We start from the raw sequence: 24,495 nt of genomic DNA on the forward strand, positions 1-24,495 counted from the left end.
AATTTGACAGGAGGTTTACACAACCATGTCTCAAAACGAATACTCCGTTCGTTCCACACTCGAGGTTGGCGGCAAGTCGTACACTTACTACCAGCTGCCAGGCCTTGAGAAGCAAGGTCTCGGCGACATCTCGAAGCTGCCTTTCTCCATCAAAGTGCTGCTCGAGGCTGCTGTCCGCCAATTCGACGGCCGCGCGATTACGCCTGAACACGTGAAACAACTCGCTACATGGGCAGATGGCCGCGAAGACAAAGAAATTCCGTTCATCCCGGCTCGTATCGTCCTGCAGGACTTCACCGGCGTACCGGTCGTAGTTGACCTTGCGGCTATGCGCGACACCGTGAAGAAATCCGGCGGCGACCCGAAACAGATCAACCCGCTCGTACCGGTTGACCTCGTTATCGACCACTCCGTTATGGTCGATGCATTCGGCAGCCCTGAAGCGCTTGAATATAACATGAACATCGAATTCCAACGCAACGAAGAGCGTTACCGTTTCCTTCGTTGGGCACAGACGGCATTCGATAACTTCCGCGCTGTACCACCGGGCACGGGTATCGTTCACCAAGTTAACCTGGAGTACCTGGCTTCCGTAGCAGCAACGAAAACAATCGGCGGCGAGACAGTCGTATATCCGGACTCCCTCGTCGGTACGGACTCCCACACCACGATGATCAACGGTCTTGGCGTTGTTGGCTGGGGCGTTGGCGGTATCGAGGCAGAAGCAGGCATGCTCGGCCAACCGCTGTACTTCGTTACGCCGGAAGTTATCGGCTTCCGCCTGACGGGTACGCTGGCTGAAGGCGCAACGGCAACTGACCTGGCGCTGACGGTTACACAGATTCTCCGTAAGAAGGGCGTAGTCGGCAAATTCGTCGAGTTCTTCGGTCCTGGCCTCTCCAACATCGGCCTTGAAGACCGTGCGACGGTTGCGAACATGGCTCCAGAATACGGCGCGACAATCGGCTTCTTCCCAGTTGACGACGAGGCGCTCCGCTTCCTGCGCAACACGGGCCGTACCGAAGAGCAAATCGAGCTTGTTGAAGCTTACTATAAAGCGCAAGGCATGTTCCGCACGGACGAGACGCCAGACCCTGTCTTCACCGACATCCTTGAACTGGATCTCTCCACTGTCGTGCCATCGCTTGCCGGTCCGAAGCGTCCGCAAGACCGCGTAGAACTGACCAGCATGAAGGATTCCTTCAACGACATCATCCGCACGCCAATCGAGAAAGGCGGCTACGGCCTGTCCGACAGCAAGATTGAGCAAGTGGTTGAAGTGAAACATCCGAACGGCGCCGTGAGCAAAATGGGTACGGGCGCAGTCGTTATCGCGGCGATCACAAGCTGCACGAACACGTCGAACCCTAGCGTTATGATCGGCGCAGGTCTCGTAGCGAAGAAAGCTGTCGAGCGCGGCCTGAAGAAGCCAGCTTACGTGAAGAGCTCCCTGACGCCAGGTTCCCTGGTCGTTACGGACTACCTCGTGAAAGCCGGCCTGCTCGACTCGCTCGAAGCGCTTGGCTTCCACGTTGCCGGCTACGGCTGCGCAACTTGCATCGGTAACTCCGGTCCATTGCCGGACGAAGTAAGCAAAGCCATCGCTGACGAAGATATGACGGTAGCGGCAGTTCTGTCCGGTAACCGTAACTTCGAAGGCCGCGTTCACGCGCAAGTCAAAGCGAACTACCTGGCTTCCCCGCCGCTGGTTGTCGCATACGCGCTTGCAGGCACAGTGAACATCGACCTGACGAACGATCCGATCGGCTACGACGCGGACAACGTACCGGTTTACCTGAAAGACATCTGGCCAACGAACAAAGAAATCGCGGACGCAATCGGCGTAGCGATGAGCCCGGATACGTTCCGTGCAAAATACGAGAACGTGTTCACGCAGAACGAGCGTTGGAACGCGATCGACGTACCGCAAGGCGAGAGCTACGAGTGGGATTCCAAGTCCACTTACATCCAGAACCCGCCGTTCTTCGAGAACATCGGCGCTGGCATCAGCGACATGGCCGACATCAAGAACGCGAACGTCCTGGCACTGCTCGGCGATTCCGTTACGACGGACCATATCTCGCCAGCGGGTAACATCAAAGCTGACAGCCCAGCAGGTACCTACCTGACGGACAACGGCGTTGCGAAAGTCGACTTCAACTCGTACGGTTCCCGCCGCGGTAACCATGAAGTTATGATGCGCGGTACGTTCGCGAACATCCGTATCCGTAACCAAGTGGCGCCAGGCACAGAGGGCGGCGTAACGACTCACCTGCCTACAGGCGAAGTCGAGTCCATCTATGATGCTTCGATGAAGTACCAAGCGGACAACACGAACCTCGTCGTTATCGCAGGCAAAGAGTACGGTACAGGCAGCTCCCGCGACTGGGCGGCAAAAGGCACGTACCTCCTCGGCGTCAAAGCGGTTATCGCGGAGAGCTTTGAGCGGATCCACCGTTCCAACTTGGTCGGCATGGGCGTTCTGCCGCTGCAATTCCAAGAAGGCACAGGCTGGAAGACGTTGAACATCACGGGCCGTGAGAAATTCGACATCGTCGGTCTGACTAACGATGTACAACCAGGCCAAGCGGTTCAAGTCATCGCGACTCGCGAAGACGGCACATCGTTCGAATTCCCGGTACGCGTTCGTCTCGACTCGATGGTCGACGTCGACTACTACCGTAACGGCGGTATCCTCCAGACGGTACTTCGCCAAATGATCGCAGCTAACAACGAGAAATAATAAGTAAGAGGCATGGTCCCCAAGCAGTTCATCTGCTTAGGAGGCCATGCCTCTTTTGGTTAGGTCAAATATAACAACATGCCATTCCCACTAGCGGCAGCGGCCTTGTAATAATCGACCAGACTCCAATAATAATCGAAGACGTACTGCTGCTCCTCTTCGTCATCCCAATCGATTTGCGGGTAAATGTCCTGCTGTGCCATTAGATCCGGATTATAACGACCGATAAGCTCTGCTCCTTGCAACCCGGTTAACGCTTGGGCCACTTGCTCGACTTGCTCCGGCGTTAAATATCGAGGCGGGCCGTAACCATAATCCTCGCCGATCGGCGTGCCCCCGAGAATGACATGCACGAGCGGCTCTTCCCCTTCCCATGCTTTGCCGTTCAGAATGTAATGTATCGCATGCCAGGACTTGTCCAGATACAACGATTCGATCTCCTCGGCCTCCATATAGGCTTCCACCGTTTCCTCGCCTTGCAGGATGTCCGCTAGCGACGCCGGCGTTATTTGCATTAAGTGCCCGATCATTCCCACGCTTATTACCTCTTTCCCTTATACATGTACAGAGCCACATACATATTTCGGTACCGCATCCATATTTCCTCCAAAAAGAAAACAGCCGGCCCAATCGGCCGACTGCTCTGCTCTGCACGCTTTAGTGAATATCGTGCTTCTTGAAGTTCCCGCCTCTTACTTCGACCACGTCATAGACCATGACGAAAGCGCTCGGATCGATCTCATAAATAATTTCCTTCATCTTACTCTCTTCCAACCGGTTGATGACGCAAGTGATCTCTTTGAACTGTTCGTTCGAGTAACCGCCTTGCACCAGGTTATAGGTAGCGCTGCGGCCCAGGCGGTCGCGGACGGTCTCGACGATCGCTTCCGGAGATTTCGTAATAATTTTGAACGTCTTGGCGCCGCTCAAGCCTTCTTCCACGATATGTATAACTTTCGAAGCGATATAGTAGGCAATCGCGGAGAGAATCGCTCCTTGCAGACCGAATACGGTCGATACGACGATAAAGACGAACATATTGAGGAACAGGATCAGATCGCTCGTACCGAAAGGCAATTTGCGGGACAGCAATACGGCGAGCATATCAATGCCGTCCAGCGCGCCGCCATTACGCAGCGCGAGACCCATGCCGAAGCCAATGATAATACCGCCTACCACGGTAACGAGCAACGTATCGCCATCGATAATCGGCGAGATATGGTGCATCACGGAAGTGCCGACAGCTAGCGAGGCAATCCCGATGACGGAATAGACGGCGAAGCTTTTGCCGATCTGCTTGTAGCCAAGGAATACGAACGGAATATTAAGAACCCCGATTAACAGACCGAGCGGGATTTCGGTTAGCTCGTAGCCGACGATACTCAGACCCGTAACGCCGCCATCCGATACATTGTTAGGAATCAGTACGGCTTCAAGCCCGTAGGCGGTAATGAATCCCCCGATGATGACGGCCAGCGCCCGTAAAACTTTTTTCAACCAGGCCGATTGTTTGTGCTCCTTCTTCATGCGTGAACCTCGTTTCCTTATTTAGTTTAAGCTTGATGATTGCGGCTTCAACCAAACTTGGTTTAATTTTACCTGACATTGCGACAAATATCACGTTTCGGGCAATTTCGACGCGAATCGGACGGACGAATAGTCTCTGCCCAGACCGCATACACGATTTCTTCCGCGCCAAAAAGCAGCCGATCACGGCTGCCGGTAACCTGCTAGTCGATGCCATAAATCTTCCATTCCCCATCTTCCAGTTGCAGCGTATACAAGGTATCTCCCACCGGCCCATAAGGCGAATCCTGATAGGTCTCATGGACAGTAAGCGTAATCGAATCGTCCTTGACAACCAAGAATGTGGGCTCGCTAAGCTTCGTAATGATCGTTTTGTTCTCCGGGTCCGCACCCAGATCCGTTCCACTCACCGTATCGGAAGTGAAGAGGGTCTTATAGGACTCGGTATTCCGCTCGTTGTAATAGGTGACCCGCTTATTGACCGCCTGAATGACCTTCAGCTCGTCACCTTCATACGCGGCCTCATCTATGAGCTCGACAGCCGCCGATTGGTTAAGGGGCTCATAGACTGTCCAACCTGAATCGTTACTTGGGAGCGAAGAGGCCGCTGTGCTCCGCGCCTCCGCAGGCTCTTTAGCCCCGCAACCGGATAGGACCATACCTAATGCGACCAATGCCGCACAGACCATTCTTGTAGGCTTCATCCCGTCTTCCTTCCTCTCACGAATCACCATAGCGCTACCTCCTGGCCAAAAGCGCGCTCGATCAGCCGAACCGGCACGTAGAGCTTCATATAATCCCCGATATACGCGCCTATAGGGTCATGAAGGGATTGTCCATTCAGAATCGCCTCATTTCCCCAGCTGCGAACGACTAATGTGGTACCTTTACGGGAAAAAGTCGCCTCACTTTGCCTCTCGTCCCATTGCAGCGAAGCGCCTATCCGCTCAGCGATGTCTTGCGCGGGAAGCCGAGAGGCGTTGTACTTCTCCAGATCCTCCGCTGATGCGATGGCGTTCATCTCGCCGCCCGGGATCTCGAAATAGACGGAGGCACCATACTCTGACATCCGGTAGAGGAACGTGAGCCGTTCCAATTCGAGTGAGTCCGACTTGCGCAATGCCGTGACGGATTGGTACATGGCATTCAGGTCTCCCTCCCCAATCGGCCGGCTCAATTGAATGACCAGATCGAAAGGAAGCCCCGTCGTACCGAAATGAGGCACCTTGCCCCGAATCGAGGCTACATCGTAATTACTGACATCGCAGCAGGAAAAGTCGATGGCCGCATCCCGGGCATATTCCGGTTGAACGGACTGTAGCAGCCGTCTACCCTCCCCGATAGCCTGCGTTTTCCATAACGTAGTGGCATAGTCGTCCGATACGCCCGACTCACGCTCTTCGTCAGGGAACAAGGTAAAGCTCAGATCTGGGTCGGACTTCGGAGACGCGACCGCGAATAGCGGGTGAACCATACTATCCCATGTGTAACGAACCTTCGTAATCTTCATATCTTCCTCATAGGTAGCGGCCAAGTACCGTTCAGCCCGCTGCTCGAACCGGAACTTCTGAACGATCCCGTAGAAGAATTCCACATACAACAACGTGGGGACGATAACGACCAGAACGGTCACCACGACGACGATTTTTCCGATATGACGCTTCACGACCTACTCCTTCATAACCTTCTTTTCTATATGGACGCTTCACAGGGCGCTATTGTTCCAGTTATGCCCAGAAAAAGCAAAAAAGCCGCCGGATAACCGGCAGCTGGGCTGAAACGTGCTTTTTGCATTCATCCAATTCGGCTGAACGCAGAACAAAAAAATAACCCACTGCTAGGCGGGTTCATGCAAAGCTATCTAACATTAAGGGGGGTCGTTGGAATTAGTATAAGCGGACAACCTTAATTCAAACTGAAACGGATATGATGCTTAGATTAAGTTTGCGCCAAACGATCCAACAGGCCGTTGATTCGTCTCGGCGACCTATGCAACGCCGTGACAGCAATGCCTCTCGTCGCTGACTACTCGTTCTCTTCCTCGGCTCTGTACTCCAACAAATCTCCGGGTTGGCAATCCAGCGCCTTGCAGATCGCCTCAAGCGTCGACAAGCGGACCGCTTTGGCTTTGCCGTTCTTCAGAATCGACAGGTTCGCCATCGTAATGCCTACCCGTTCCGCAAGTTCGGTCACGCTCATTTTTCGTTTGGCCAACATCACATCAATATTAATAATCATCGCCATAATCATCACCTCAGACCGTAAGATCGTTCTCGGATTTAATATCGATCGCCTCTTGCAGAAGCCGCTGCAGCACGGCTGCGAAGACAGCAATGACCAGCGAGGCGAATATCAGACCCATGCCGAGGAGAATGAGGCCCGGGGCATCATCCCGCTCCGCAATGAGGTAGAAGAGCGGCAGCCCGATCACGTACACCCCGCTGATGATCAGCGCGCATTGCTTAATCGTCTTCAGGACGCGAACCGACAGTTCCGAGAACGCCTTGTTCTGGTCAATGTAGCCGAGCAGCATGAATGTCTGGTACAAGGCGATGTAGAAAGGGATCGCCGAGGCATAGAGGTCGATGTACACGAGATACTTGAGATACGTATGGTCCGGATACAACTCCGCTGCGTAGCTCGCCAAATTCGGCACCAAGAAGATGCACAGCGCCAGCACCGGAAGTCCCATGAGAATAACAGCCAGCTTCAAAAAGAGCGTTGATCCTCGTTTCATAGAAAGCCCCTCGCTTGTGGTTAAATTTGATTCTAATTTACCTGATAATTTATTGTTTTGCAATAAAAACTTAATCTAAACTGATACATTATTGTTGTTACCATTCCATCCTCATCCTATCCGAAGCCGTCTTCCGCAACGCGAAGCAGACGAAAAAAGCAGCTGCCGCAGCAGCTGCTCCCCTGTACGCCTCTATCTTAACATCGCGCCGATCCGTCTGGCCGCCTCGAAGATCGCCGGCACGTGCTGGACCATCGCTTCCAGCGTCAGCCGGTTGGACGGGCCGGATACGGACAACGCGGCTACCAGGCTGCCCGAACGGTTGTAGACCGGAGCGGCAACGGCCGCCGCCCCAATCTCGCGCTCCTCGAAGCTTGTCGCATAGCCCGTCGCTTGAATCTCCTCCAACACCTTGCGGAACTGTCCCCGGTCGATCGACGCCGGCCAGGTCGGATCGTTCAGCAGCTCCTCCTGCTTGCCGACGCGCTCGAACGCGATCAACACTTTGCTCGAGGCGCCTACGTAGAGCGGCAGCCGGTCGCCGACTGGCGCGACCCGGCGTACGGCCTGATTGCTCTGTACCGCCTGAATCCGAATCCGCTCGCTGCCGTCGCGGATATAGAGGCTGACCGTCTCGCCGATCAGATCGCGAAGACGTTCCATCTCCGAGAGGCCGATAATCGCCGGATCGTCCGAATGCGACATATTCGCCGCCAGCTCCCATACGCGAAGTCCTAGCCTGTACCGTTCCGAGATCCGATCACGCGTCACGAACCCTTTATCTTCAAGCGTGGCGAGCATCCGATGCACGGTGCTTTTATGCAAACCCGTCTGCTCGGCTAACTCGCCCATCGCCCATTCACTGCGAATCGTGAAACAAAGCAGCAGATCCAGTGCTCGTTCGACCGCGCGGACATTCGATTTGCCTTCTTCACTCATGATGCTGCACCACCTTTTTTGGTTTCATACTATGAAACTTAGTTACACCTAGTATATCAAATGAGAAGGATTATCGTAAAGCATAACGGAGATGTGTCCGAATATTGCAACTGCATTACAATGCATTAACATTACGTCGACATTCATTGACAGGCCATTCGGCAGCTCTTACGATGGGAATATAGAACTAGTTTAAGCGGTTTCAAGTTTGGGTAAAGGGGGAGTCCACCATGAGTTCGATTGCACCACTGCTACCTGCCGGCGGGAGTATGACTCCCGAGTTTCTTCCTGCCCCCTCGCCGCGGCCTGCCGAGCAGCAACATGCCCGTTCACGCCGCAGACATGCTGCGATAGCGATCTGTTCCGCGCTTGTCGCCATGCTCATGTTCGCCGTCCTTATCTTCTATGGCTATGTATCGTGGGTAATCGCCCATCCTTACGTAGCGCCGCTCACATCGAACCCGATGGAGGCCAAAGGACTCGCTTACCAGGATGTGTCCTTCCCGAGCGCCAGCGGCCGTACGACCGTGCATGGCTGGTACATACCGGCTGTAGCCGATTCAAGCGCTGACGATGGCGTAAAGCTAGCGGGCGGCAGCGGATCTTCGTCCCCGGTTCTTCTGACCTCGCAGACGGAGGCGGATGCGATCAGCCGTACCGTGATTTTCAGCCACGGCTATGGTGCGAATCGCGAGGAAACCTGGGTGCCGATGTACGAATTGGCCAATCTGCTCCACCGTCTCGATTATAACGTCCTCCTGTTTGATTACGGCTATGCCTCTTCGGTGGACCGCTCACCGGCGACAGGCGGGATCGAAGAATCCCAGCAGTTGCTGGCCGCGATCGACTACGCAAGAGCGCAAGGCACCGATGAGCTGATCGTCTGGGGTTTCTCCATGGGTGGAGGCACGGCGCTGCAAGCCGCCCTGCAAACGAACCAGATCGATGCGATGATTCTCGACAGCTTATTCGTTCCGACATCGGAAGCCCTGTACAACAATGTTCGACAGTTTCTCGATCTGCCGCGTTTCCCGACACTGCCGCTTATGCAATGGATGCTCCCGCTATTTACGGGCGTAAACTTTAATCATATTCCCGCTGAACAAATGCTCGACACGGCCTATTCCATTCCGATCTTCATCATGCACGGTACCGACGATGTCAAAGCGCCTGTCGCAACGGCCGAGCTCATCGCGGCGACGCAGAACAATGCCCTCTCCCGTTCTTGGATCGTAGAAGGCGGCAAGCATGAGCTGCTCTTCCAGACGCGTCCCAAAGAATATATTAGCCGGGCGGCTTTGTTCCTAAGCCAAGTCGACGCCGCTTACGAGAACGAAATTTCACTCGCCCAAGCGATGCCTTAACGAAAAGGCAGCGCGCGTCAGACGCGAAGCTTGGTCCGTTCATGTCATATCTGCCTCTCTTGCCGAATACGTTAGCTTACAGGAAGCATTCGGTGCGAACAAGATGAAACGGCTGACGCCTGCTTTGATGGCGAAGGCGCGTTTCATTAGGCAATCCCACAACAACCGTCCGACTCCCGGGCGGTTGTTGTCGTGTTGTCCGTTCCCGGATGCCAAGCCAGCCTTATCTGGTACATATCCTGCAAGGAGGCCGATGCCGTGCTGTTCGTCTACGGATCTTATATGCCCTTACGTTTGCTCGAAGAGATTCGATTCTGGAAGACCCAGGAGAAGGAGCATACCGTTGTCATCCAAGAGATTGCCCCTAACCTGGAAGCGCCCTACGTTGCGCTGCTCAGAGCGTGGGAGCCCATCTTCGCGCGCACGGAGCTGATCGCGGAGAAGCTGCTGGGCGCCCTCATCCCGTGCGCCGACGTGCTGCCGCCTTGGGCGAAAGCGCAGACGGACGCCCTGCTGCATATTGCGGCCAAGCAGTCCCGCGTGTTCGTCGAGCAGCTGACCAAGCTGACGACCGACAGCCGCGCAATTGCGGGCAGCCCGGTTGCCGTAACCATCGTCAACCATATTATCCGGGAATCCGACTACTTCCTGTGCGTCCTCGAGACGCTCCTCTCCTCACGCCCGGAACAAGGCGAGGATACCGAAGAGCCGTTAGCCAAGCAGCTCGAGACCTCGCAAACAGAGTCTGACGCCCGCGAGCCGCAGGTCGAGCAAGCTGCGCCCGAGCCTGCCCCGCTCGAGACCCCGGTGTCCAATTTCGAGCTGCAGCCTCAGCTGTTGGAAGAAGCCGACCGCGCTCCGGCTGCTTCCGTGCCGATCGGCGGCCATACCCTGCCCCCGCTGCCTTATGCCTATAATGCCCTCGAGCCTTATATCGATGAGACGACGATGCGGATTCATCACGACAAGCATCACCAGAGCTATGTCGATGGGCTGAACAAGGCCGAGAAGGAGCTCGAGAAGGCACGCAAGTCCGGCGACTTCGCGCTCGTCAAGCATTGGGAACGGGAGCTGGCCTTCAACGGCGCCGGCCATTACCTGCATACGCTGTTCTGGAACACGATGGGCCCAAGCCGCGGCGGCCCGGCAACCGGCGAGCTCGCCAACCAAATCCGCCGAGACTTCGGCAGCTATGATGCCTTCAAGAGGCAGTTCAGCGAAGCTGCCGAGAAAGTCGAAGGCGGGGGCTGGGCAATCCTGGTCTGGAGTCCGCGCAGCCGCAGGCTCGAGATACTGACGGCAGAGAAGCACCAGAATCTGTCCCAATGGGATGTGATACCGATCCTCCCGCTCGACGTCTGGGAGCACGCCTACTACTTGAAGCACCAGAACAAGCGGGGCGATTATATCAAGAACTGGTGGAATGTCGTCAACTGGCCTTATGCGGACGAACGCTTCCAGAAGGCGAGCAAGCTCGTCTGGGAACCCTATTGACCGATACGACCGGCACGATGAACGCTTCCTTAGAGCCAGCCGACCAACGTTGGCTGGCTCTTCTATTCCGTGCCGACCGCAGCTTGCCGGCTGCCTTCTCATGGAACCTCCCCTGTTCCTGTCCTTCACGTTGCCGGTTCTATAGCAATGCAATTTCGGCGGCGTTCTGATTATCGTAAATTTACTCATCCACCTAAATGAGAACCATTATCATTATCTCTATTGACTATGATAATGATTCTCATTCAGCACGTCAATAATAACCCATGCATAGCGCGGCATTTTTTCTTTTTCATCCAATCGTTATACGAATATGAGGAACGATGCCCCAGTTATCGCACTAAAAACACAAAAAAGCGGTTCTCCTCCATTCCGGAAGAAAACCGCCCGATTCGATTATTGTTTGAGCAACGCCAGAAATTCCGAGCGAAGCGCCGCACTGGTACGGAACTCGCCGCGGACGGCCGAAGTAACCGTCTTGCTGCCCGGCTTCTTGACGCCTCTCGCGCACATGCACAGATGCTCGCCCTCCACGACGACCATTACCCCGTGCGGGGACAATGTCTCGGTTAGGATATCGGCAATCTGCGACGTAATGCGCTCTTGCACCTGAAGCCGTCTGGTGACCGCTTCAACAAGCCGCGCCAGCTTGGATAAGCCGGCGATCTTGCCGCTTGGAATATAGCCGATATGCGCCTTCCCGAAGAACGGCGCCATATGATGCTCGCATTGGCTGTAGTAGACGATATCCCGGACAATGACTAGCTCCTCATGCTGCTCGTCAAAGGTAACGCCCAGCACTTCCTTAGGATCGACCTCATAGCCTGCGAAAATTTCTTCATACATTCTCGTTACGCGAGCCGGCGTCTCGAGCAATCCTTCGCGCTCGACATCCTCGCCGATCAGCTTCAAGATTTCTTTCACATGATGCTCGATCTGCTCGCGGTTGCGGACGACGCCGGAATTCACGTAATCCTTCTTCCCTGCCATTGCTGTGCACTCCTTTCGAAGCGTTCGTTCCGAAGGAGCCTCTTACTTGCGGCCGCCCGGACGAAACTTCTGCTGTCCCTGCTTGCTCATCATCTGTCCTTGCTTGCCCATCATTTGCTGCGCCTTCTGCAGCTGCTGCTTGTTCATATTGTAGCCCATCTGCTTGGCCATCTTCTGGAGCATGTCCGGATCGCTCTGCATCTTCTCCATCTGCTTACGCAGATAGAAGACGCCTGCGAAGAAGCCCCCTACCGCCCCAACGATGAGCGTAATGATCGAAATAATGACTGTCCACATCCGCGTTCACCATACCTTATCATTAGTTTCATTGGTCCCAACTTTGCACCTTATCATAGCATGTCCCTAAGCGTTCGGGCAACCGATCCGGCGGCCGCAGGCAGCGTTCACGGACGCCTGCCCTCCAGCTGCAGCAGATAGGTCTTAATCGGCAATCCCCCGCCATAGCCGACCAGGGCGCCTGATGCGCCGATGATGCGGTGGCACGGGACGATGACCGGGATCGGATTGCGGTTATTCGCGCCGCCGACGGCCCGAACCGCCTTGGGCTGCCCGATCGCCTCCGCGATGTCCTTATAGGAACATACTTGCCCGAAAGGCACCTCCGTAAGCGCCTTCCACACTTTCTTCTGAAAGTCCGTTCCCCATAGATCCAGGGGCAGCTCGAATGCCTGCCGTTCTCCGGCAAAAAATTCGCCGAGCTGCCTTCTCGCCTCCGCGATATGCAGCTGCGTCGGAGCATTGCTCCACTCCGCCGGTCCCCGATAGCGCTTCGCCCACGCCGTCAATGGCGCGCTCTGATCGGCGAAGCGGCCGAAGTCGACATGGCACAAGCCGTCATCGGTCGCTGCCAGCACGAGCGGTCCAATCGGCGAATCCATCTCATCCCAGTAGATTGTGGTGCTCATGCCTTAAGCCTCCTTCTCGATCAGCCGCGCAAGCGCCTTGCCGATAGCTTCTTGGACCTGCTCGTCCTGTTCGCGCTCCCTCGCTTCCCGCAGCGCGGTAACGGCCGCGTCGCCTCCGATCTTGCCGAGCGACCAGGCTGCCGTGGCGCGCAGCTCGAACCGCGGATCGGTACGCAGGACGTCGGCCACCGCAGGCACGGAATCCCGGTCCTTGAAGTTGCCGAGCGCAATAACCGCATTGCGCTGAATCGGCTTGCGTCCACGCCAGGCCGAAGAGCTCTTGCCGTACACGTCCTTGAACTCCCGGTTGCCCATCTTGAGCAGCGGCAGCAAGAGCGGCTTCGCCAGCTCCGGATCAGGCTGCAGTTCGGGCTGGTGCGTCCAGTTCTTGCCCTTGTTCTCCGGGCATACGACCTGGCACGTATCGCAGCCGTACAACCGGTTGCCGATCTTGGTCATGAACTCCTCGGATACGATACCTTTGGTCTGCGTCACGAACGAGATGCACCGCTGCGCATCGAGCTGACCGGGACCAACAAGCGCACCCGTCGGGCAGGCGTCGATACAGGCGTTGCATTCGCCGCAGCTTTCCGTAACCGGCCGGTCCGGCGGAAGCGGCAGATTCGTAATCATCTCGCCCAGATAAACCCATGATCCCCATTCCGGCGTAATAATGGAGCAGTTCTTGGCGCTCCAGCCGATGCCTGCACGCTCCGCCACCGCCCGGTCGACGAGAGCTCCCGTATCGACCATGCTCTCCGCGCGGAAGCCCGGCACGCGCGCGGCCAGCCAAGCCTCCAGCTTGGCCAACCGGTCGCGCAGCACGACATGATAATCCAGCCCCCATGCCGAGCGCGCCAGTATCCCCCGGCGTTCGCCGGGCTCGGATTTCGGCGGATTCGCCATTTTGGACGGATAGGCAATCGCAATCGCGATGATCGACTGCGGATCATCGAACAGCAGCGCCGGCTCGGTTCGTTTGTCGAGATCCTTCTCTTCGAAGCCCGATTCGCGCCCCAGCTCGCGATGCCGGATGAGCCTCGCTTTCAATTCCTTGAACGGGTCAGCGGCAGCTACGCCGATCTTGTCGATGCCAAGTTCCGCCGCAGCCGCCTTCATCTCTTCCTTCAGCTTATCCCATGATGTTATCGTTACCATCTATTGATCCTCCGGGCTTCACAGCAGCTACAGCCGCTTAATCGCAGCGCGCGCCAGCTCATCGCAGCGGTTATTCCACTGATTATCGCTATGTCCCTTAACCTTCACATAGGTAACCGCGTGCTTCTGCATCAGCGCCCACAACGTCTGCCATAGATCTTGATTCTCGACCGGTTGGCCTTTGCTGTTCTTCCAGCCGTTGCGCAGCCAGCCGCGGATCCAGTTATTCTGGAAGCAGTTCACGACATAGGCCGAGTCGCTGTAGACGACGGCCTTGCATGGCTCCTTGAGCAGCTGCAGCGCTTCGATAACGGCCTTAATCTCCATCCGGTTATTCGTCGACGGATTCTCTCCGCCGGAAATTTCCTTCTTGTGCTCCCCATAAAAAAGCACAGCGCCCCAGCCCCCCGGACCGGGGTTGCCGGAGCACGCGCCATCGGTATAGATCATAACTTCCTTCACTGCATGTCACTCCGCTCTTCCTTACAATGCGTCCAGTTTGGTAATCGGCCACAGTATAAAGTCGGCCCGGCCCTGGATCAGATCGCGGTCGACCGTCCCGAATGCGCGGCTGTCCAGACTTGCGCGGGCATGACGGTTATCGCCCATGACAAAATACTTGCCCGCTTCGATCGTGTAAGGGCCGTAATCCAGATCCTCGATCACCGTATCCGTGTAAGCTTCAATAATATGCTCACCATTACGATACAGCTCGCCGCTCTTGACCTCAATGGTATCTCCTGGCATCCCGACGATCCGTTTGACCAGGAACTCCTTCTTCGGGTCGCGGCCGGTCGGATCCTTCAGAATAATGACGTCGCCCAGCTTCGGATCGCCAATAAAATAGGATATCTTGTTCACGAACAGCCACTCGTCTTCATACAATGTCGGCTCCATCGATTGCCCTTCCACCGTCGACAGGTTAAACACGAAGAAGTGGAGCAACACCACCACGATGAGCGCGATGACGAGCGTGCGCCCCCAATCCCATAGCTCCGCTGCCCAGCGAGGCAGCTCGCGGGACTCCTTCTTCTGCCGCGGTTCCTTCGGCTGCCGCCCGCTCTTAGAGCGTCGGCTGCGCTGCAGCCCGCCGGCTTCTGGTTGCTGCGAATCCGGATAGTTGGTCATTTGTGCCGGTTCCCCCCGCCTGTCTGTTTCTGCCAAGCCTCATAGTAATGGGCGACACCTTCGTCGTGGAATGGCGGCACCTTGCGTTCGACTCGGGCCGTAAGGGCCTTCAAGCCGTCCTGCACCTTCCGCTCCACCTCTGCCGAGTAATGGTAGATCGCCTTATGCTGCTCATACTCTTCCAGATCCACCAGCTGTACGCGGCCATCCGTCGTCAGAATGACATCGAGATCATAGTCGATGTAGGTCAGCACGTTCTCCCCGAAGAACGGCGGCGAAGCGACATTGCAATAGTACCGTATGCCATGCTCTTCCATTAACGCGACCACGTTGAACCATTGTCCCGGAATAAAAAAAGAAACCGCTGGTACACGGCTAATCCATTGTTTGCCGTCGGCTTCCTGAATCGGGGTCTGCTCATTAATGAAAATGCGCATCGATTCCGACGCATGCTCAGGCAGCAGCAGCGAATCCGGAACGAGCCAGTTCTCCAGCCACATCCGGTGGAGGTGGCCGTCATGCTTGAAGCTCTTGATGATGCAATGCTGAAATTGTTCCATAAGCTAACTCCCAAAGAAGTTCTTACCTATAAGAAAAGCATATCTGCACGCCAAAATCAATGGCATTGACAGATATGCTTGTTAAATTGCAGCCCTAGCCGCTTCCCCTCTTCCTAGCCAGCAACGATGCTGAGCTTCTGGAAAGAACGGAAGAAGTCCGTTGCTGCGTATCCGAGCGATTCGTACAACGAGAGAATAGGCTCGTTGTGCTCGTCCGCCGTGATCATGATCTTTGCTACGTTACGCTGCTCGAACCGGCCGCGCAGCGACTGGATCAGCTTCTTGCCGATGCCTTGGCGCTGGTAGTCCGGATGGACGGCTACGCGATAGTAATAGCCTTTGTTGTTGTCGATCGTGCCGATAATCATACCGATGATTTCGTTGTCTATGGAGGCTACCAATACCAGTTCGCTGTCCCAGGACAGTTGGCGGGCAAAAGCTTCCATCGTTTGCTCATAGCAATCTTCCGATAAGACTGTTTCTAAAAGATGCGTCACAGGCCGATAATCCGACAGTTGGAAGGAACGAACGTGCATCATTCAACCTCTCAATCGATAACAAAGTTTTGGATAGTATTAATAATACGACAAAATGGCATCAATTCCTTCTAATTTCTTTATCATTTCTTAAAAAAAGTGCAAAATTCGCTGAATATTGGTGAAAACGCTTCATATAAAGCGCTTACAACGGTGTATTGTGGCTTATCGTCACGTTTTCGTCGTTTTTCTCGCGATTTCACGATGTCGAACGAAATTTCGTCCCAAAGACGGCCATTGGTCTCATCCTCACCATTTCCAAGAAGACCATTGTGGAACACTGCCAAAATAGAATGACGCAATGCGTTATGTATAAGGTCAAAAGCATGTCATATACGAACATCCATAAACCGTATACGTTATGATACACATATAGATTTGATCACCAACACTCCCTCCGCTGTGCGACATGAACGGGCAAGCGGGTCCAAACCCTCCCTTACACTTATGTCATGTATTCATGAACTATTCGTTTATTTTGTGAACGAGCAAGGGTACCGAACTTTTCGCTGCACAGAAAAGGAAGCCCTGCAGCAATTGCAGAGCTTCACTTCCAATACTCATCGCCTTTTTACTATAGGAATAAATAAGGCTTACTTAACGTCGCTACGGATTAACCGAGCGCTCAATGGTACCGTTACGGCGATGGATGACCGTCCTCGCCTCTTGCTCTTCGGCAATCGGCCTAGCCTGTTTAATCGCTTCCGCTTTGCTGTCCGAGACGTCGATCGGTTCATCGTCACCGGCCCATTTGACCGCCCAATCGCCTTCAGCAGGCACGACGTGAAGCGTCGCCCGCTTCGCTTCATGCCTACTGCGTGGCGGTTCGCGCTCCAAGCCCAGCTCCGGATGGTTCTCATCCCATTCCTTGGCTTGGGCCGTCGCAATGGCAATAGCCCGGCCTTCATCATAGCCGTCCCGCAGAAGAGCATTGGCGATCTCGACTGCCTTGTCCCGCACGCGGGTATCGAAGTTTTTCAGAGAAGGCGGGTAATCCCCTTTGCGCCAAGGCATAACCGTCCCCTCCTCTCTTGTCGCGATACGATTAGTAAGCGCGGTTGGACGGGATGCTTGTCGTATCGCGCGTATCATAGAGATCCGCGTTCGCCGAATTGTATTGTCGGAATGTGGTGTAAGCGTCATGGTCCCGTTTGGCGTCCGCATCGACCAGCACCAGAATGCGGCCATCACGGATGTCGTCCTCGTATCGTTTGGCCTCATCCTCTGGAATGCCCAGGCCGATCAGGCCGCCTACCAGCCCGCCTGCGCCGGCACCGACGGCCAGACCGGTCAACGTGGCTGCGATCGGACCCGCGGCCAGAATCGGGCCAATACCGGGAATCGCAAGCGCGCCGAGACCTGCCAAGAGGCCCGTTACGCCGCCAAGAACGCCGCCTGTCGCCGCGCCCGTAGCCAGCCCTTCCGGCGCCTTGGTACCGGTATCGTCGGTAACCTCCTTCACATCGTCGCGATCCTTAGCCACGACCGAGATCTCCTCCGTCGTATAACCTTTGCGCTTCAGATCCTCGATTGCGTCGATTGCGCCTTGGTAGTTGTCGAATACTCCAACGATTTTGCGATTGTTCTCCATGATAATTCCCTCCTTGGCCTCTCCCGGCGATGCGGGACAAGCATGTTTGTTCGTCATCCTTTACCACCTAATCCGCCGCTTGAATCGACGAATTTCGTAAGCGTATAAGCCGCAAGACGCTTGTTGATTCACGCTTGTTCCGGTACGGTTAAATAGATGTGCTTGTCCATATCCGCATAAAATGACAGGTGCTGGATACGCTACATGAGGATTCTTTGCGGCGGCCGACTTTCGCAACATAAACGTTGATTTATTATGGTAAATCAGTGATAATGGGAAATGAATCCATACATACAATTTAGGAGGTTGTCCACAATGGCACATCAATTGCCTGCACTGCCTTACGCTAACAATGCGCTTGAGCCGCATATCGACGCTCTGACAATGGAGATCCACCACGATCGTCACCATAACGCATACGTGACGAACCTGAACGCTGCGCTGGAGTCCGCTCCAGAACTGCAAGAGAAGTCCGTAGAAGATCTGATCGCTGACCTGAACAGCGTTCCTGAAGCGATCCGCACAGCTGTTCGCAACAACGGCGGCGGCCACGCGAACCACACCCTGTTCTGGGAAACAATCGGCCCGAACGCAGGCGGCGCACCAACTGGCGCTCTTGCAGCGGCAATCGACAGCGAGCTAGGCGGCTTCGACCAGTTCAAAGCTGACTTCGCTAAAGCAGCGGCAACTCGTTTCGGCAGCGGCTGGGCGTTCCTGGCGGCTACTAAAGAAGGCAAGCTGAAAGTATACAGCCTGCCTAACCAAGACAGCCCGATCATGGAAGGCGAAACTCCGCTTCTTGGTCTGGACGTTTGGGAGCACGCTTACTACCTGAACTATCAGAACAAACGCCCTGACTACATCGCAGCGTTCTGGAACGTTGTGAACTGGGCTGAAGTTAGCAAACGTTACGAAGCGGCCGTGAAGTAATTCGCGCTTGCCTATGACGAGAAACACCCCCGTAGAGCCTTGGCTTTACGGGGGTGTTTCGTGTATTCGTTTTTCGGTTATAAATGAGATTGAATAGCCGTGCGAATCTGTTCCAACGAGCGATTCATGGTCATATTCTCGATCACGTGCTCGCACTGCTTACGGTAGACGACCTCTTCCGTATACAGACCGAGATAGCGGTCGATCACATCCACCGGCATCCCTTTCGTCTCCAGCCGCTCCTTGACGGTCCGTTTGTCCACATAAAGGAAGAGCCGAACGACTTGCTCGCCGTACAAGCGTTTCAGAATGGACGCGCCTTCGCTGTTAAGGATGACGTAAGCGTGCCGTCCCTCTTGTATCGGCTTGAACAGCTCCTGGGTGCGCAATCCGTACCGCTCTCTGCCGATTACGGCCGTCTCCACAAACTCGCCGCATCTTTCCATCGCCTCGAAGCGTTCCCGGGTAATATAGTGGTAGTCTCGATCCGGCGGTTCGGTATCACGCGGCGGACGTGTCGTATACGACAGCACATGCTCGATGCCAAGCTCTTCTCCGATCCGATGCGCAATCGTCTTGCGGCCTGATCCGCTCGTACCTGTAAAGACGAATATAAATGGTCCAGCCATAGGAATCGCCCCCTTCGCCATATGCCATTCGAACAACTGCAGCATTTTACGGGTGTCACTCGAGGTCTTATTACGTATGGACAAATGCCGTACACCTATTATATTCAACACGGCCTCTCGTTTTTCCTGTACGGCGCGGCTTACGGCAATGTTCCGGTAATTTTTTCTGCAGGCATTCGCAAGTCACTCAATCCTTTGCCCCGCAAGGCTTCCACCGCTATTACCCGCCTTCTTAGTAACCTCCATGCCAGTATTTCCCGAACGTTAACAACCTTATCCATCTGCCTCCAGCGTGAAGTTCATGCAAATTGAACACCGGATAGGCTCCTGCCGCATACAATACCGTGAGAAGTTACCCCATCTACGTGTGAACAAAAGGAGATCGACTTATGTGGTATGATCCATACGCTTCCGGCTATGCTCCTCAAGGTAATGTCAGCGTGCCTTCGGTACGCGCAGGCAGCGATTGCGGCTGCGGCGAACCGCGCGGCATGATGCCGCCTCCACCTCCGCCGCTCCATGGAGGAGGTCTATTCCCGCCGCCAGGGCCGCACCCAGGTCCAGGGCCATTCCCGCCACCGCCAGGGCCGCACCCAGGTCCAGGGCCATTCCCACCACCGCCAGGGCCGCATCCTGGGCCAGGGCCATTCCCGCCGCCTCCAGGGCCGCATCCTGGGCCAGGGCCATTCCCGCCGCCTCCAGGGCCGCATCCTGGGCCAGGGCCGTTCCCGCCGCCTCCATTCCCAGGACCTGGGCCATTCCCGCCACCGCCATTCCCGGGACCTGGGCCATTCCCGCCACCACCATTCCCGGGGCCTGGGCCATTCCCGCCACCGTTCCCAGGACCAGGGCCGTTCCCGTTCCCGCTGCCGATTCCAATCCCGTCTCCGCTGCCACGCTTTGTAACCGTCGTCCTTAATGGCGGCATTGCCTTCCCTTGGGTGACGAATTCGTACCAAATTCGCTTCTACCCTGGAATTACGATCTATCAGGCGCTCGCTTCCACGGGCAATGTACGCTTCGGACCTAGCGGCCAAGTCATTGCCGTAGACGGCGTTGCGATCGGCGGCGGCGTCAACTACGCCCTGCTGCTGAACGGACGGCGCATCCCGCATTCGCTCATTAACTTCCCGCTTCAGCCGAACGATGTCGTCGCGCTCGAACTCTTCCTCTCCGGCGTAGGCCCGCGCGAAGATGAAGCGACTGCCCCAGCATTCCATAATACGCAGCCTGGATTCCCTGCAGCGCCTTCGTTCGGGTATGGCGAGTACCGTCAGGATGAGGATCTGCCGACAGGCAACGAATAACGGCAAACAAATCATTCGCTTGCCGCGCGCCGGCCAGCGAACAACAACAAGCCCCTCCGCTTTGATGAGCCGGAGGGGCTTGTTGTGTTGGAATAGTGGACCGCTTGCTTCCATTTTCCTCTATTCGGATTTATTTTTGCCCGTAGTACGCATTCTTCCCGTGCTTGCGCAGATAATGGCGGTCCAATAGATGCTGATCCATCGGCTGCACGTTCGGGTTGAGCGCGAAAGTATGAACGCCCATCTTCGCGACTTCTTCGACGACGACCGCGTTGTGCACCGCATTATGCGCGTCCTTGCCCCATACGAACGGCGCGTGGCTGTTCACCAACACCGCAGGTACCATCGTCGGATCGATCTCGCCCTTCACGAACGTCTCGATAATGACATTGCCCGTCTCCAGCTCGTAAGCGCCCTTGATCTCTTCTTCCGTCATGGCGCGCGTACAAGGAATCTCGCCGTAGAAATAGTCGCCGTGCGTCGTGCCCAGCGCAGGAATGCTGCGGCCGGCTTGCGCCCAGCTCGTCGCCCAAGGCGAGTGCGTATGCACGATGCCGCCGATGCCTTCGAAAGCCCGGTACAACGCCACATGCGTCGGCGTATCCGACGACGGGCGAAGATTGCCCTCGACGACGTTGCCTTCCAGATCTACGACAACCATTTGTTCCGGGCGAAGCTCTTCATAAGGCACGCCGCTCGGCTTAATGACAACCAGGCCGCTCTCACGGTCAATGCCGCTAACATTCCCCCATGTGAAGGTCACAAGACCATACTTGGGAAGATCCATATTCGCTTCCCATACCGCTTGCTTCAACGATTCCAGCATGCAGATTCTCCTCCTTATCCCGCCACTTGCACGGACCTATTCGCTTAGTAAAAAGATGACTTTATTATAACTTGTACGTACAAGTGTGTCATCTGTTATTTTCCTGTCGATGGCATCCGATTCGGCCAGCAGCCGCCTCGCGAATTATGGTAAACTTGTGGCGAATGCCCCCGATGGCTTGTCCTTCTATATTCGCCCGAGCGGCCATTTCCCGCAGATCGAGGACGTTGTACTGTCGGTCCATGCTGGCAGCGAGCGGGCGATCCGGCTATATGAGCAATTCGGCTTCCGCTACAGCGGATAGCAGCATGAAGGCCGATGCGGACGAGAGCTTGTCATGAGGTATACATTCTAAGGAGGATACAAGTCAATGAACAATGTGACCGCAATGTCGATTAACAAACCGGCCCATGATATATTCGAGGCGTTCGTGGATCCGGTCCAAATCGGAGGCTTCTGGTTCTCCTCCAGCTCGCAGCGATGGGAGCAAGGCGCTATCGTGACGATCCGTTACGAGGAATATGGGGCGGAAGGCCAGATCGAGGTGCAGCAGATCGTACCTGACCGCAAGATCGTCTTCACATGGGGCGATGGACATACCGTCACCATTGATCTTCGGGAATCCGGCGCCGCTACCGTTGTCGAGGTGACGGAAGAAGGCTTCAAGGAGGACGATCCAGACCTGCTTGCCCAGCTAATTGACAACAAGGAAGGCTGGGTATATGCCTTAACCTGCCTGAAGGGGTATCTGGAATATGGAGCGGTACTGCGGGCGTCCTTGGTGAAGGGGTAGTCTTTGAGCGAGTTAAAAACCTACATACCAGCCATAAAAAACGGCAGACTTGCAAGCGAATCCAATCGCTTACATGTCTGCCGTTGTCTTATTCTTGCGGCCAACCGATCCTGCCGGCTATTCTCCCGTAGGCGCTTGCCCGGTCGAGTCCCTGACCACGATCGTCGGCTCATAGACGCGGTCCGCATGGCCCGCTCGCCGGTCGCGCCGCTCCAGCAGCTGCATCAGTGCCGCTACCGCATCCTCGCCCATTCTCGTCTTCGGGTGCTCGATCGTGGTCAGCTTCACCTCGGTCGCCGTCGCCAAGGTCGAGTCATCGAATCCGACGATGGACAGGTCGCCCGGCACGGACAGCCCGCTGCGGCGCACGACGTCGAGCAGCCGTACGGCCATCTCGTCGTTGTAGCAGACCAGCGCCGTCGGTCTAGCCGAAGAGTCCATCGCCAGCAGCTTCTCAAGCGCGTCCAGCGGCTTACTCCCCTTCTCTTCCGTCGAATAGCGGACCAACTGACCAGGCTCAAGCTGCAGCTGGCGCTCGCGCAGCGCCCGCATGAATCCGCGCATCCGATAGACGCCTTGGAAGTCGTCCGTCTTGAAGAAGCCGGCGATCCGCCGATGCCCCAGATCGATCAGGTGCTCGGCCGCCCGATACCCGCCCAGCTCATCATCGACCTTCAGGCAAGGCGCATCGACATCGCTGTAGCGCTCATTGAGCATGACATAAGGAATGCCGCGCGCTTCGAGGGCGAGAAAATAATCGAAGTTCGGATTGCCCTCCGCGCTCTTCGTCGGCTCGATAATAAGCCCGTCCAGCTGCTGAAGCAGCATCGACTCGAGGCTTTCCCGTTCCTTCTCCTTCTCGTTGTCCGTGCTCGCCAGCAAGAGGCCCGCGCCCTGCAGCCGCAGCGCCGATTCGACCCCGCGGACGATGGTAGGGAAGATATAATCCGAGATATGGGTCGTAATCAGGCCGACCTTAAGCCCCTGCGCCGCCGGCTTGTTGACAGGCTGGGCCGTATCGGCGACGAATGTGCCCTTGCCCTGCGCGCGGTATAGCCAACCCTCGCTCTCCAGATCGCCCAGCGCCTGACGGACCGTCTGGCGGCTCATCGCGAAACGGGCCGCGATTTCGTTCTCCGACGGCAGCTTATCGTGCGCCTTGAACTGCGCGGTCGCAATCCAGGAGACGATCTGCTCCTTCAGCTGTATATATTTGGGTGGAGACTGTTCTTTCACTTCGGGGCACCTCACTATTCCACGTTGGTCCAACTTGTATGCTGTAAGTATAGCACGGCGCCCACTTGTACGTACATAATAGTTCGGAATCCGATCGCGGCCCTTATCCTAACGCTTCAACCGTTCAATCATATAAGCCCGGACATCATCGGCCAGGTCCGCCCGCGTAAGGGCGAGATCGATCGTCGCCTGAACGAAGCTCAGCTTGTCGCCGACGTCATACCGCGTGCCGGTGAACGGGTAAGCCAGGAGAGGTTCACTCGTACAGAGACGCTGCAGACTGTCCGTCAGCTGAATCTCCCCGCCTTTGCCGGGCGTTGCCTGCTCTAACAGGTCAAATATCGCCGGCGAGAGCACATATCGGCCCACCACCGCCAGATTCGACGGCGCTTCGCCTTCGGCCGGCTTCTCGACGAGACTGCGAATGCGGGACGGATTATTCGGCTCGAGATCGACGATCCCGTATTTATGCGTCTGATCCCAAGGCACTTCCATCACCGCAATGACCGAAGCCTGCGTTTCATCATAGCGGTCGATCATCGACCGGAGGCAAGGCTGCTCCGCCCGCAGAATATCATCGCCGAGCAGCACGGCGAACGGCTCATTCTCGACGAAGCTTCGCGCGCTGAGCACCGCATGCCCGAGTCCCAGCGGCTCCCGCTGACGAATGTAGAAGATGTCGGCCATATGCGAGATTCCCCGGACCAGCTCGAGCATCTCTTGCTTGCCATGGGCTTCAAGCTCCGCTTCCAGTTCATACGACTTGTCAAAATGATCCTCGATCGCCCGTTTATTCCGCCCCGATACGATTAGAATCTGTTCAATGCCGGAAGCAACCGCTTCCTCGACAATATATTGAATCGCAGGCTTATCGATGAGCGGCAGCATTTCCTTCGGCTGCGCCTTCGTGGCCGGCAGGAACCGCGTGCCGAGTCCTCCTGCAGGAATGATGGCTTTGCGTACACGTTGTGACATTAGGCATCCCCCTCTTGATCGTCAATTTAATCCGATAAACGAGAATAATGGATGAAAGCTTGTCCTTCTCCACTATCATACGCTTTACAAGTATTGGATTCCACCT

At 55.8% G+C, this 24,495-nt stretch carries 29 protein-coding genes; 7 read left to right on the forward strand and 22 right to left on the reverse strand.

What is annotated here, in order from left to right:
* Window positions 1-25 precede the first annotated feature (25 nt).
* On the forward strand, window positions 26-2,743 hold the full coding sequence (gene acnA, locus FHS18_RS23000) for an aconitate hydratase AcnA (RefSeq protein ID WP_183602723.1): 2,718 nt from the start codon (window positions 26-28) through the stop codon (window positions 2,741-2,743).
* Between the two features lie 59 nt (window positions 2,744-2,802).
* Here the strand turns inward: acnA and FHS18_RS23005 are convergent, their stop codons facing one another.
* The 7 genes from FHS18_RS23005 to FHS18_RS23035 all read right to left on the reverse strand — a co-directional run bounded on the left by FHS18_RS23005 (window position 2,803) and on the right by FHS18_RS23035 (window position 7,946).
* The gene (locus FHS18_RS23005) at window positions 2,803-3,273 is read right to left on the reverse strand and encodes a YfbM family protein (protein ID WP_246427855.1); all 471 of its coding nucleotides are present in this window, start codon (window positions 3,271-3,273) and stop codon (window positions 2,803-2,805) included.
* 127 nt (window positions 3,274-3,400) lie between these two features.
* A complete protein-coding gene (locus FHS18_RS23010) occupies window positions 3,401-4,270 on the reverse strand; it encodes a YitT family protein (RefSeq protein ID WP_183602725.1) in 870 nt (289 codons plus the stop codon).
* A 203-nt stretch (window positions 4,271-4,473) separates the two neighbouring features.
* The gene (locus FHS18_RS23015) at window positions 4,474-5,004 is read right to left on the reverse strand and encodes a hypothetical protein (protein ID WP_183602726.1); all 531 of its coding nucleotides are present in this window, start codon (window positions 5,002-5,004) and stop codon (window positions 4,474-4,476) included.
* The gene (locus FHS18_RS35260) at window positions 4,998-5,936 is read right to left on the reverse strand and encodes a stalk domain-containing protein (RefSeq protein WP_183602727.1); all 939 of its coding nucleotides are present in this window, start codon (window positions 5,934-5,936) and stop codon (window positions 4,998-5,000) included. Before FHS18_RS35260 ends, FHS18_RS23015 begins: the two co-directional genes overlap by 7 nt.
* Window positions 5,937-6,295: 359 nt before the next feature.
* A complete protein-coding gene (locus FHS18_RS23025) occupies window positions 6,296-6,514 on the reverse strand; it encodes a helix-turn-helix domain-containing protein (protein ID WP_221401428.1) in 219 nt (72 codons plus the stop codon).
* Between the two features lie 10 nt (window positions 6,515-6,524).
* A complete protein-coding gene (locus FHS18_RS23030) occupies window positions 6,525-7,007 on the reverse strand; it encodes a DUF2975 domain-containing protein (RefSeq protein WP_183602729.1) in 483 nt (160 codons plus the stop codon).
* Between the two features lie 192 nt (window positions 7,008-7,199).
* Window positions 7,200-7,946: an IclR family transcriptional regulator gene (locus tag FHS18_RS23035; protein WP_183602730.1), complete on the reverse strand. Its 747-nt coding sequence runs from the start codon at window positions 7,944-7,946 to the stop codon at window positions 7,200-7,202.
* Between the two features lie 230 nt (window positions 7,947-8,176).
* Here FHS18_RS23035 and FHS18_RS23040 point away from each other — a divergent pair, with 230 nt between their 5' ends.
* Window positions 8,177-9,310 (forward strand): alpha/beta hydrolase, encoded by a 1,134-nt coding sequence (locus FHS18_RS23040; protein ID WP_246427850.1) that lies wholly within the window; start codon window positions 8,177-8,179, stop codon window positions 9,308-9,310.
* Between the two features lie 258 nt (window positions 9,311-9,568).
* Complete coding sequence (locus tag FHS18_RS23045) at window positions 9,569-10,804, forward strand: Fe-Mn family superoxide dismutase (RefSeq protein ID WP_183602731.1); 1,236 nt, start codon at window positions 9,569-9,571, stop codon at window positions 10,802-10,804.
* 396 nt (window positions 10,805-11,200) lie between these two features.
* On the opposite strand, the gene folE is transcribed toward FHS18_RS23045, so the two are convergent.
* The 10 genes from folE to FHS18_RS23090 all read right to left on the reverse strand — a co-directional run bounded on the left by folE (window position 11,201) and on the right by FHS18_RS23090 (window position 17,693).
* A complete protein-coding gene (gene folE / locus FHS18_RS23050) occupies window positions 11,201-11,794 on the reverse strand; it encodes a GTP cyclohydrolase I FolE (RefSeq protein WP_183602732.1) in 594 nt (197 codons plus the stop codon).
* A 42-nt stretch (window positions 11,795-11,836) separates the two neighbouring features.
* Window positions 11,837-12,091, reverse strand: a complete 255-nt coding sequence (locus tag FHS18_RS23055) for a YneF family protein (protein WP_183602733.1) — start codon at window positions 12,089-12,091, stop codon at window positions 11,837-11,839.
* Window positions 12,092-12,198: 107 nt separating this feature from the next.
* Window positions 12,199-12,720: a methylated-DNA--[protein]-cysteine S-methyltransferase gene (locus FHS18_RS34600; RefSeq protein ID WP_246427851.1), complete on the reverse strand. Its 522-nt coding sequence runs from the start codon at window positions 12,718-12,720 to the stop codon at window positions 12,199-12,201.
* A gap of 3 nt (window positions 12,721-12,723) precedes the next feature.
* Entirely contained in the window at window positions 12,724-13,878 is a 1,155-nt protein-coding gene (gene queG / locus FHS18_RS23060) for a tRNA epoxyqueuosine(34) reductase QueG (protein ID WP_246427852.1), read from the reverse strand.
* Window positions 13,879-13,905: 27 nt separating this feature from the next.
* Window positions 13,906-14,340 carry a ribonuclease HI gene (gene rnhA / locus FHS18_RS23065; RefSeq protein WP_183602734.1) on the reverse strand — a complete coding sequence of 145 codons (435 nt, stop codon included), beginning with the start codon at window positions 14,338-14,340 and terminating at the stop codon, window positions 13,906-13,908.
* A 21-nt stretch (window positions 14,341-14,361) separates the two neighbouring features.
* Window positions 14,362-15,006: a signal peptidase I gene (gene lepB, locus FHS18_RS23070; protein ID WP_183602735.1), complete on the reverse strand. Its 645-nt coding sequence runs from the start codon at window positions 15,004-15,006 to the stop codon at window positions 14,362-14,364.
* On the reverse strand, window positions 15,003-15,566 hold the full coding sequence (locus tag FHS18_RS23075) for a DUF402 domain-containing protein (RefSeq protein ID WP_183602736.1): 564 nt from the start codon (window positions 15,564-15,566) through the stop codon (window positions 15,003-15,005). The genes lepB and FHS18_RS23075 overlap by 4 nt, the downstream gene beginning before the upstream one ends.
* Before the next feature lie 113 nt (window positions 15,567-15,679).
* Window positions 15,680-16,102, reverse strand: coding sequence for a GNAT family N-acetyltransferase (locus tag FHS18_RS23080; RefSeq protein WP_183602805.1), 423 nt, complete (start codon window positions 16,100-16,102; stop codon window positions 15,680-15,682).
* A gap of 606 nt (window positions 16,103-16,708) precedes the next feature.
* On the reverse strand, window positions 16,709-17,116 hold the full coding sequence (locus FHS18_RS23085; protein WP_183602737.1) for a DUF2188 domain-containing protein: 408 nt from the start codon (window positions 17,114-17,116) through the stop codon (window positions 16,709-16,711).
* Window positions 17,117-17,147: 31 nt separating this feature from the next.
* Window positions 17,148-17,693 carry a general stress protein gene (locus tag FHS18_RS23090; protein ID WP_183602738.1) on the reverse strand — a complete coding sequence of 182 codons (546 nt, stop codon included), beginning with the start codon at window positions 17,691-17,693 and terminating at the stop codon, window positions 17,148-17,150.
* 315 nt (window positions 17,694-18,008) lie between these two features.
* On the opposite strand from FHS18_RS23090, the gene FHS18_RS23095 reads away from it, so the two are divergent.
* The gene (locus FHS18_RS23095) at window positions 18,009-18,623 is read left to right on the forward strand and encodes a superoxide dismutase (RefSeq protein ID WP_183602739.1); all 615 of its coding nucleotides are present in this window, start codon (window positions 18,009-18,011) and stop codon (window positions 18,621-18,623) included.
* A 77-nt stretch (window positions 18,624-18,700) separates the two neighbouring features.
* On the opposite strand, the gene FHS18_RS23100 is transcribed toward FHS18_RS23095, so the two are convergent.
* Both FHS18_RS23100 and FHS18_RS23105 read right to left on the reverse strand, forming a co-directional pair.
* The gene (locus FHS18_RS23100; RefSeq protein WP_183602740.1) at window positions 18,701-19,252 is read right to left on the reverse strand and encodes a guanylate kinase; all 552 of its coding nucleotides are present in this window, start codon (window positions 19,250-19,252) and stop codon (window positions 18,701-18,703) included.
* Between the two features lie 435 nt (window positions 19,253-19,687).
* Window positions 19,688-20,131 carry a hypothetical protein gene (locus tag FHS18_RS23105; protein WP_183602741.1) on the reverse strand — a complete coding sequence of 148 codons (444 nt, stop codon included), beginning with the start codon at window positions 20,129-20,131 and terminating at the stop codon, window positions 19,688-19,690.
* A 62-nt stretch (window positions 20,132-20,193) separates the two neighbouring features.
* Here FHS18_RS23105 and FHS18_RS23110 point away from each other — a divergent pair, with 62 nt between their 5' ends.
* Window positions 20,194-20,559 (forward strand): hypothetical protein, encoded by a 366-nt coding sequence (locus FHS18_RS23110; RefSeq protein WP_183602742.1) that lies wholly within the window; start codon window positions 20,194-20,196, stop codon window positions 20,557-20,559.
* Window positions 20,560-20,689: 130 nt separating this feature from the next.
* Here FHS18_RS23110 and araD read toward each other — a convergent pair whose 3' ends face one another.
* A complete protein-coding gene (gene araD, locus FHS18_RS23115) occupies window positions 20,690-21,385 on the reverse strand; it encodes an L-ribulose-5-phosphate 4-epimerase (protein ID WP_281378836.1) in 696 nt (231 codons plus the stop codon).
* Window positions 21,386-21,470: 85 nt separating this feature from the next.
* Between araD and FHS18_RS23120 the strand changes: the two genes are divergently transcribed.
* Both FHS18_RS23120 and FHS18_RS23125 read left to right on the forward strand, forming a co-directional pair.
* Window positions 21,471-21,689, forward strand: coding sequence for an N-acetyltransferase (locus FHS18_RS23120; RefSeq protein ID WP_183602743.1), 219 nt, complete (start codon window positions 21,471-21,473; stop codon window positions 21,687-21,689).
* Between the two features lie 66 nt (window positions 21,690-21,755).
* Window positions 21,756-22,178: an SRPBCC family protein gene (locus FHS18_RS23125; protein ID WP_183602744.1), complete on the forward strand. Its 423-nt coding sequence runs from the start codon at window positions 21,756-21,758 to the stop codon at window positions 22,176-22,178.
* Between the two features lie 117 nt (window positions 22,179-22,295).
* Here FHS18_RS23125 and FHS18_RS23130 read toward each other — a convergent pair whose 3' ends face one another.
* Together FHS18_RS23130 and galU are read right to left on the reverse strand one after the other, a co-directional pair.
* A complete protein-coding gene (locus FHS18_RS23130) occupies window positions 22,296-23,414 on the reverse strand; it encodes a substrate-binding domain-containing protein (RefSeq protein ID WP_183602745.1) in 1,119 nt (372 codons plus the stop codon).
* Window positions 23,415-23,522: 108 nt separating this feature from the next.
* Window positions 23,523-24,389, reverse strand: a complete 867-nt coding sequence (gene galU / locus FHS18_RS23135; RefSeq protein ID WP_183602746.1) for a UTP--glucose-1-phosphate uridylyltransferase GalU — start codon at window positions 24,387-24,389, stop codon at window positions 23,523-23,525.
* Window positions 24,390-24,495 lie beyond the last annotated feature (106 nt).

The sequence above is a fragment of the Paenibacillus phyllosphaerae genome (genome assembly GCF_014192105.1).
In the GTDB taxonomy this organism is placed as follows: domain Bacteria; phylum Bacillota; class Bacilli; order Paenibacillales; family Paenibacillaceae; genus Paenibacillus_Z; species Paenibacillus_Z phyllosphaerae.

What these genes read in the sequence shown, in the direction of transcription:
- FHS18_RS23005 (WP_246427855.1), bottom strand. Translation starts at nt 3,273, where the DNA reads ATGATCGGGCACTTAATGCAAATAACGCCGGCGTCGCTAGCGGACATC.
- FHS18_RS23015 (WP_183602726.1), bottom strand. Translation starts at nt 5,004, where the DNA reads ATGGTGATTCGTGAGAGGAAGGAAGACGGGATGAAGCCTACAAGAATG.
- galU (WP_183602746.1), bottom strand. Translation starts at nt 24,389, where the DNA reads ATGTCACAACGTGTACGCAAAGCCATCATTCCTGCAGGAGGACTCGGC.
- FHS18_RS23125 (WP_183602744.1), top strand. Translation starts at nt 21,756, where the DNA reads ATGAACAATGTGACCGCAATGTCGATTAACAAACCGGCCCATGATATA.
- FHS18_RS23035 (WP_183602730.1), bottom strand. Translation starts at nt 7,946, where the DNA reads ATGAGTGAAGAAGGCAAATCGAATGTCCGCGCGGTCGAACGAGCACTG.
- araD (WP_281378836.1), bottom strand. Translation starts at nt 21,385, where the DNA reads ATGCTGGAATCGTTGAAGCAAGCGGTATGGGAAGCGAATATGGATCTT.
- FHS18_RS23055 (WP_183602733.1), bottom strand. Translation starts at nt 12,091, where the DNA reads ATGTGGACAGTCATTATTTCGATCATTACGCTCATCGTTGGGGCGGTA.
- FHS18_RS23100 (WP_183602740.1), bottom strand. Translation starts at nt 19,252, where the DNA reads ATGGCTGGACCATTTATATTCGTCTTTACAGGTACGAGCGGATCAGGC.
- FHS18_RS23075 (WP_183602736.1), bottom strand. Translation starts at nt 15,566, where the DNA reads ATGGAACAATTTCAGCATTGCATCATCAAGAGCTTCAAGCATGACGGC.
- FHS18_RS23085 (WP_183602737.1), bottom strand. Translation starts at nt 17,116, where the DNA reads ATGCCTTGGCGCAAAGGGGATTACCCGCCTTCTCTGAAAAACTTCGAT.
- queG (WP_246427852.1), bottom strand. Translation starts at nt 13,878, where the DNA reads ATGGTAACGATAACATCATGGGATAAGCTGAAGGAAGAGATGAAGGCG.
- FHS18_RS34600 (WP_246427851.1), bottom strand. Translation starts at nt 12,720, where the DNA reads ATGAGCACCACAATCTACTGGGATGAGATGGATTCGCCGATTGGACCG.
- folE (WP_183602732.1), bottom strand. Translation starts at nt 11,794, where the DNA reads ATGGCAGGGAAGAAGGATTACGTGAATTCCGGCGTCGTCCGCAACCGC.
- FHS18_RS23095 (WP_183602739.1), top strand. Translation starts at nt 18,009, where the DNA reads ATGGCACATCAATTGCCTGCACTGCCTTACGCTAACAATGCGCTTGAG.
- lepB (WP_183602735.1), bottom strand. Translation starts at nt 15,006, where the DNA reads ATGACCAACTATCCGGATTCGCAGCAACCAGAAGCCGGCGGGCTGCAG.
- FHS18_RS23090 (WP_183602738.1), bottom strand. Translation starts at nt 17,693, where the DNA reads ATGGAGAACAATCGCAAAATCGTTGGAGTATTCGACAACTACCAAGGC.
- FHS18_RS23010 (WP_183602725.1), bottom strand. Translation starts at nt 4,270, where the DNA reads ATGAAGAAGGAGCACAAACAATCGGCCTGGTTGAAAAAAGTTTTACGG.
- FHS18_RS23030 (WP_183602729.1), bottom strand. Translation starts at nt 7,007, where the DNA reads ATGAAACGAGGATCAACGCTCTTTTTGAAGCTGGCTGTTATTCTCATG.
- FHS18_RS23025 (WP_221401428.1), bottom strand. Translation starts at nt 6,514, where the DNA reads ATGGCGATGATTATTAATATTGATGTGATGTTGGCCAAACGAAAAATG.
- acnA (WP_183602723.1), top strand. Translation starts at nt 26, where the DNA reads ATGTCTCAAAACGAATACTCCGTTCGTTCCACACTCGAGGTTGGCGGC.
- FHS18_RS23040 (WP_246427850.1), top strand. Translation starts at nt 8,177, where the DNA reads ATGAGTTCGATTGCACCACTGCTACCTGCCGGCGGGAGTATGACTCCC.
- FHS18_RS23080 (WP_183602805.1), bottom strand. Translation starts at nt 16,102, where the DNA reads ATGCACGTTCGTTCCTTCCAACTGTCGGATTATCGGCCTGTGACGCAT.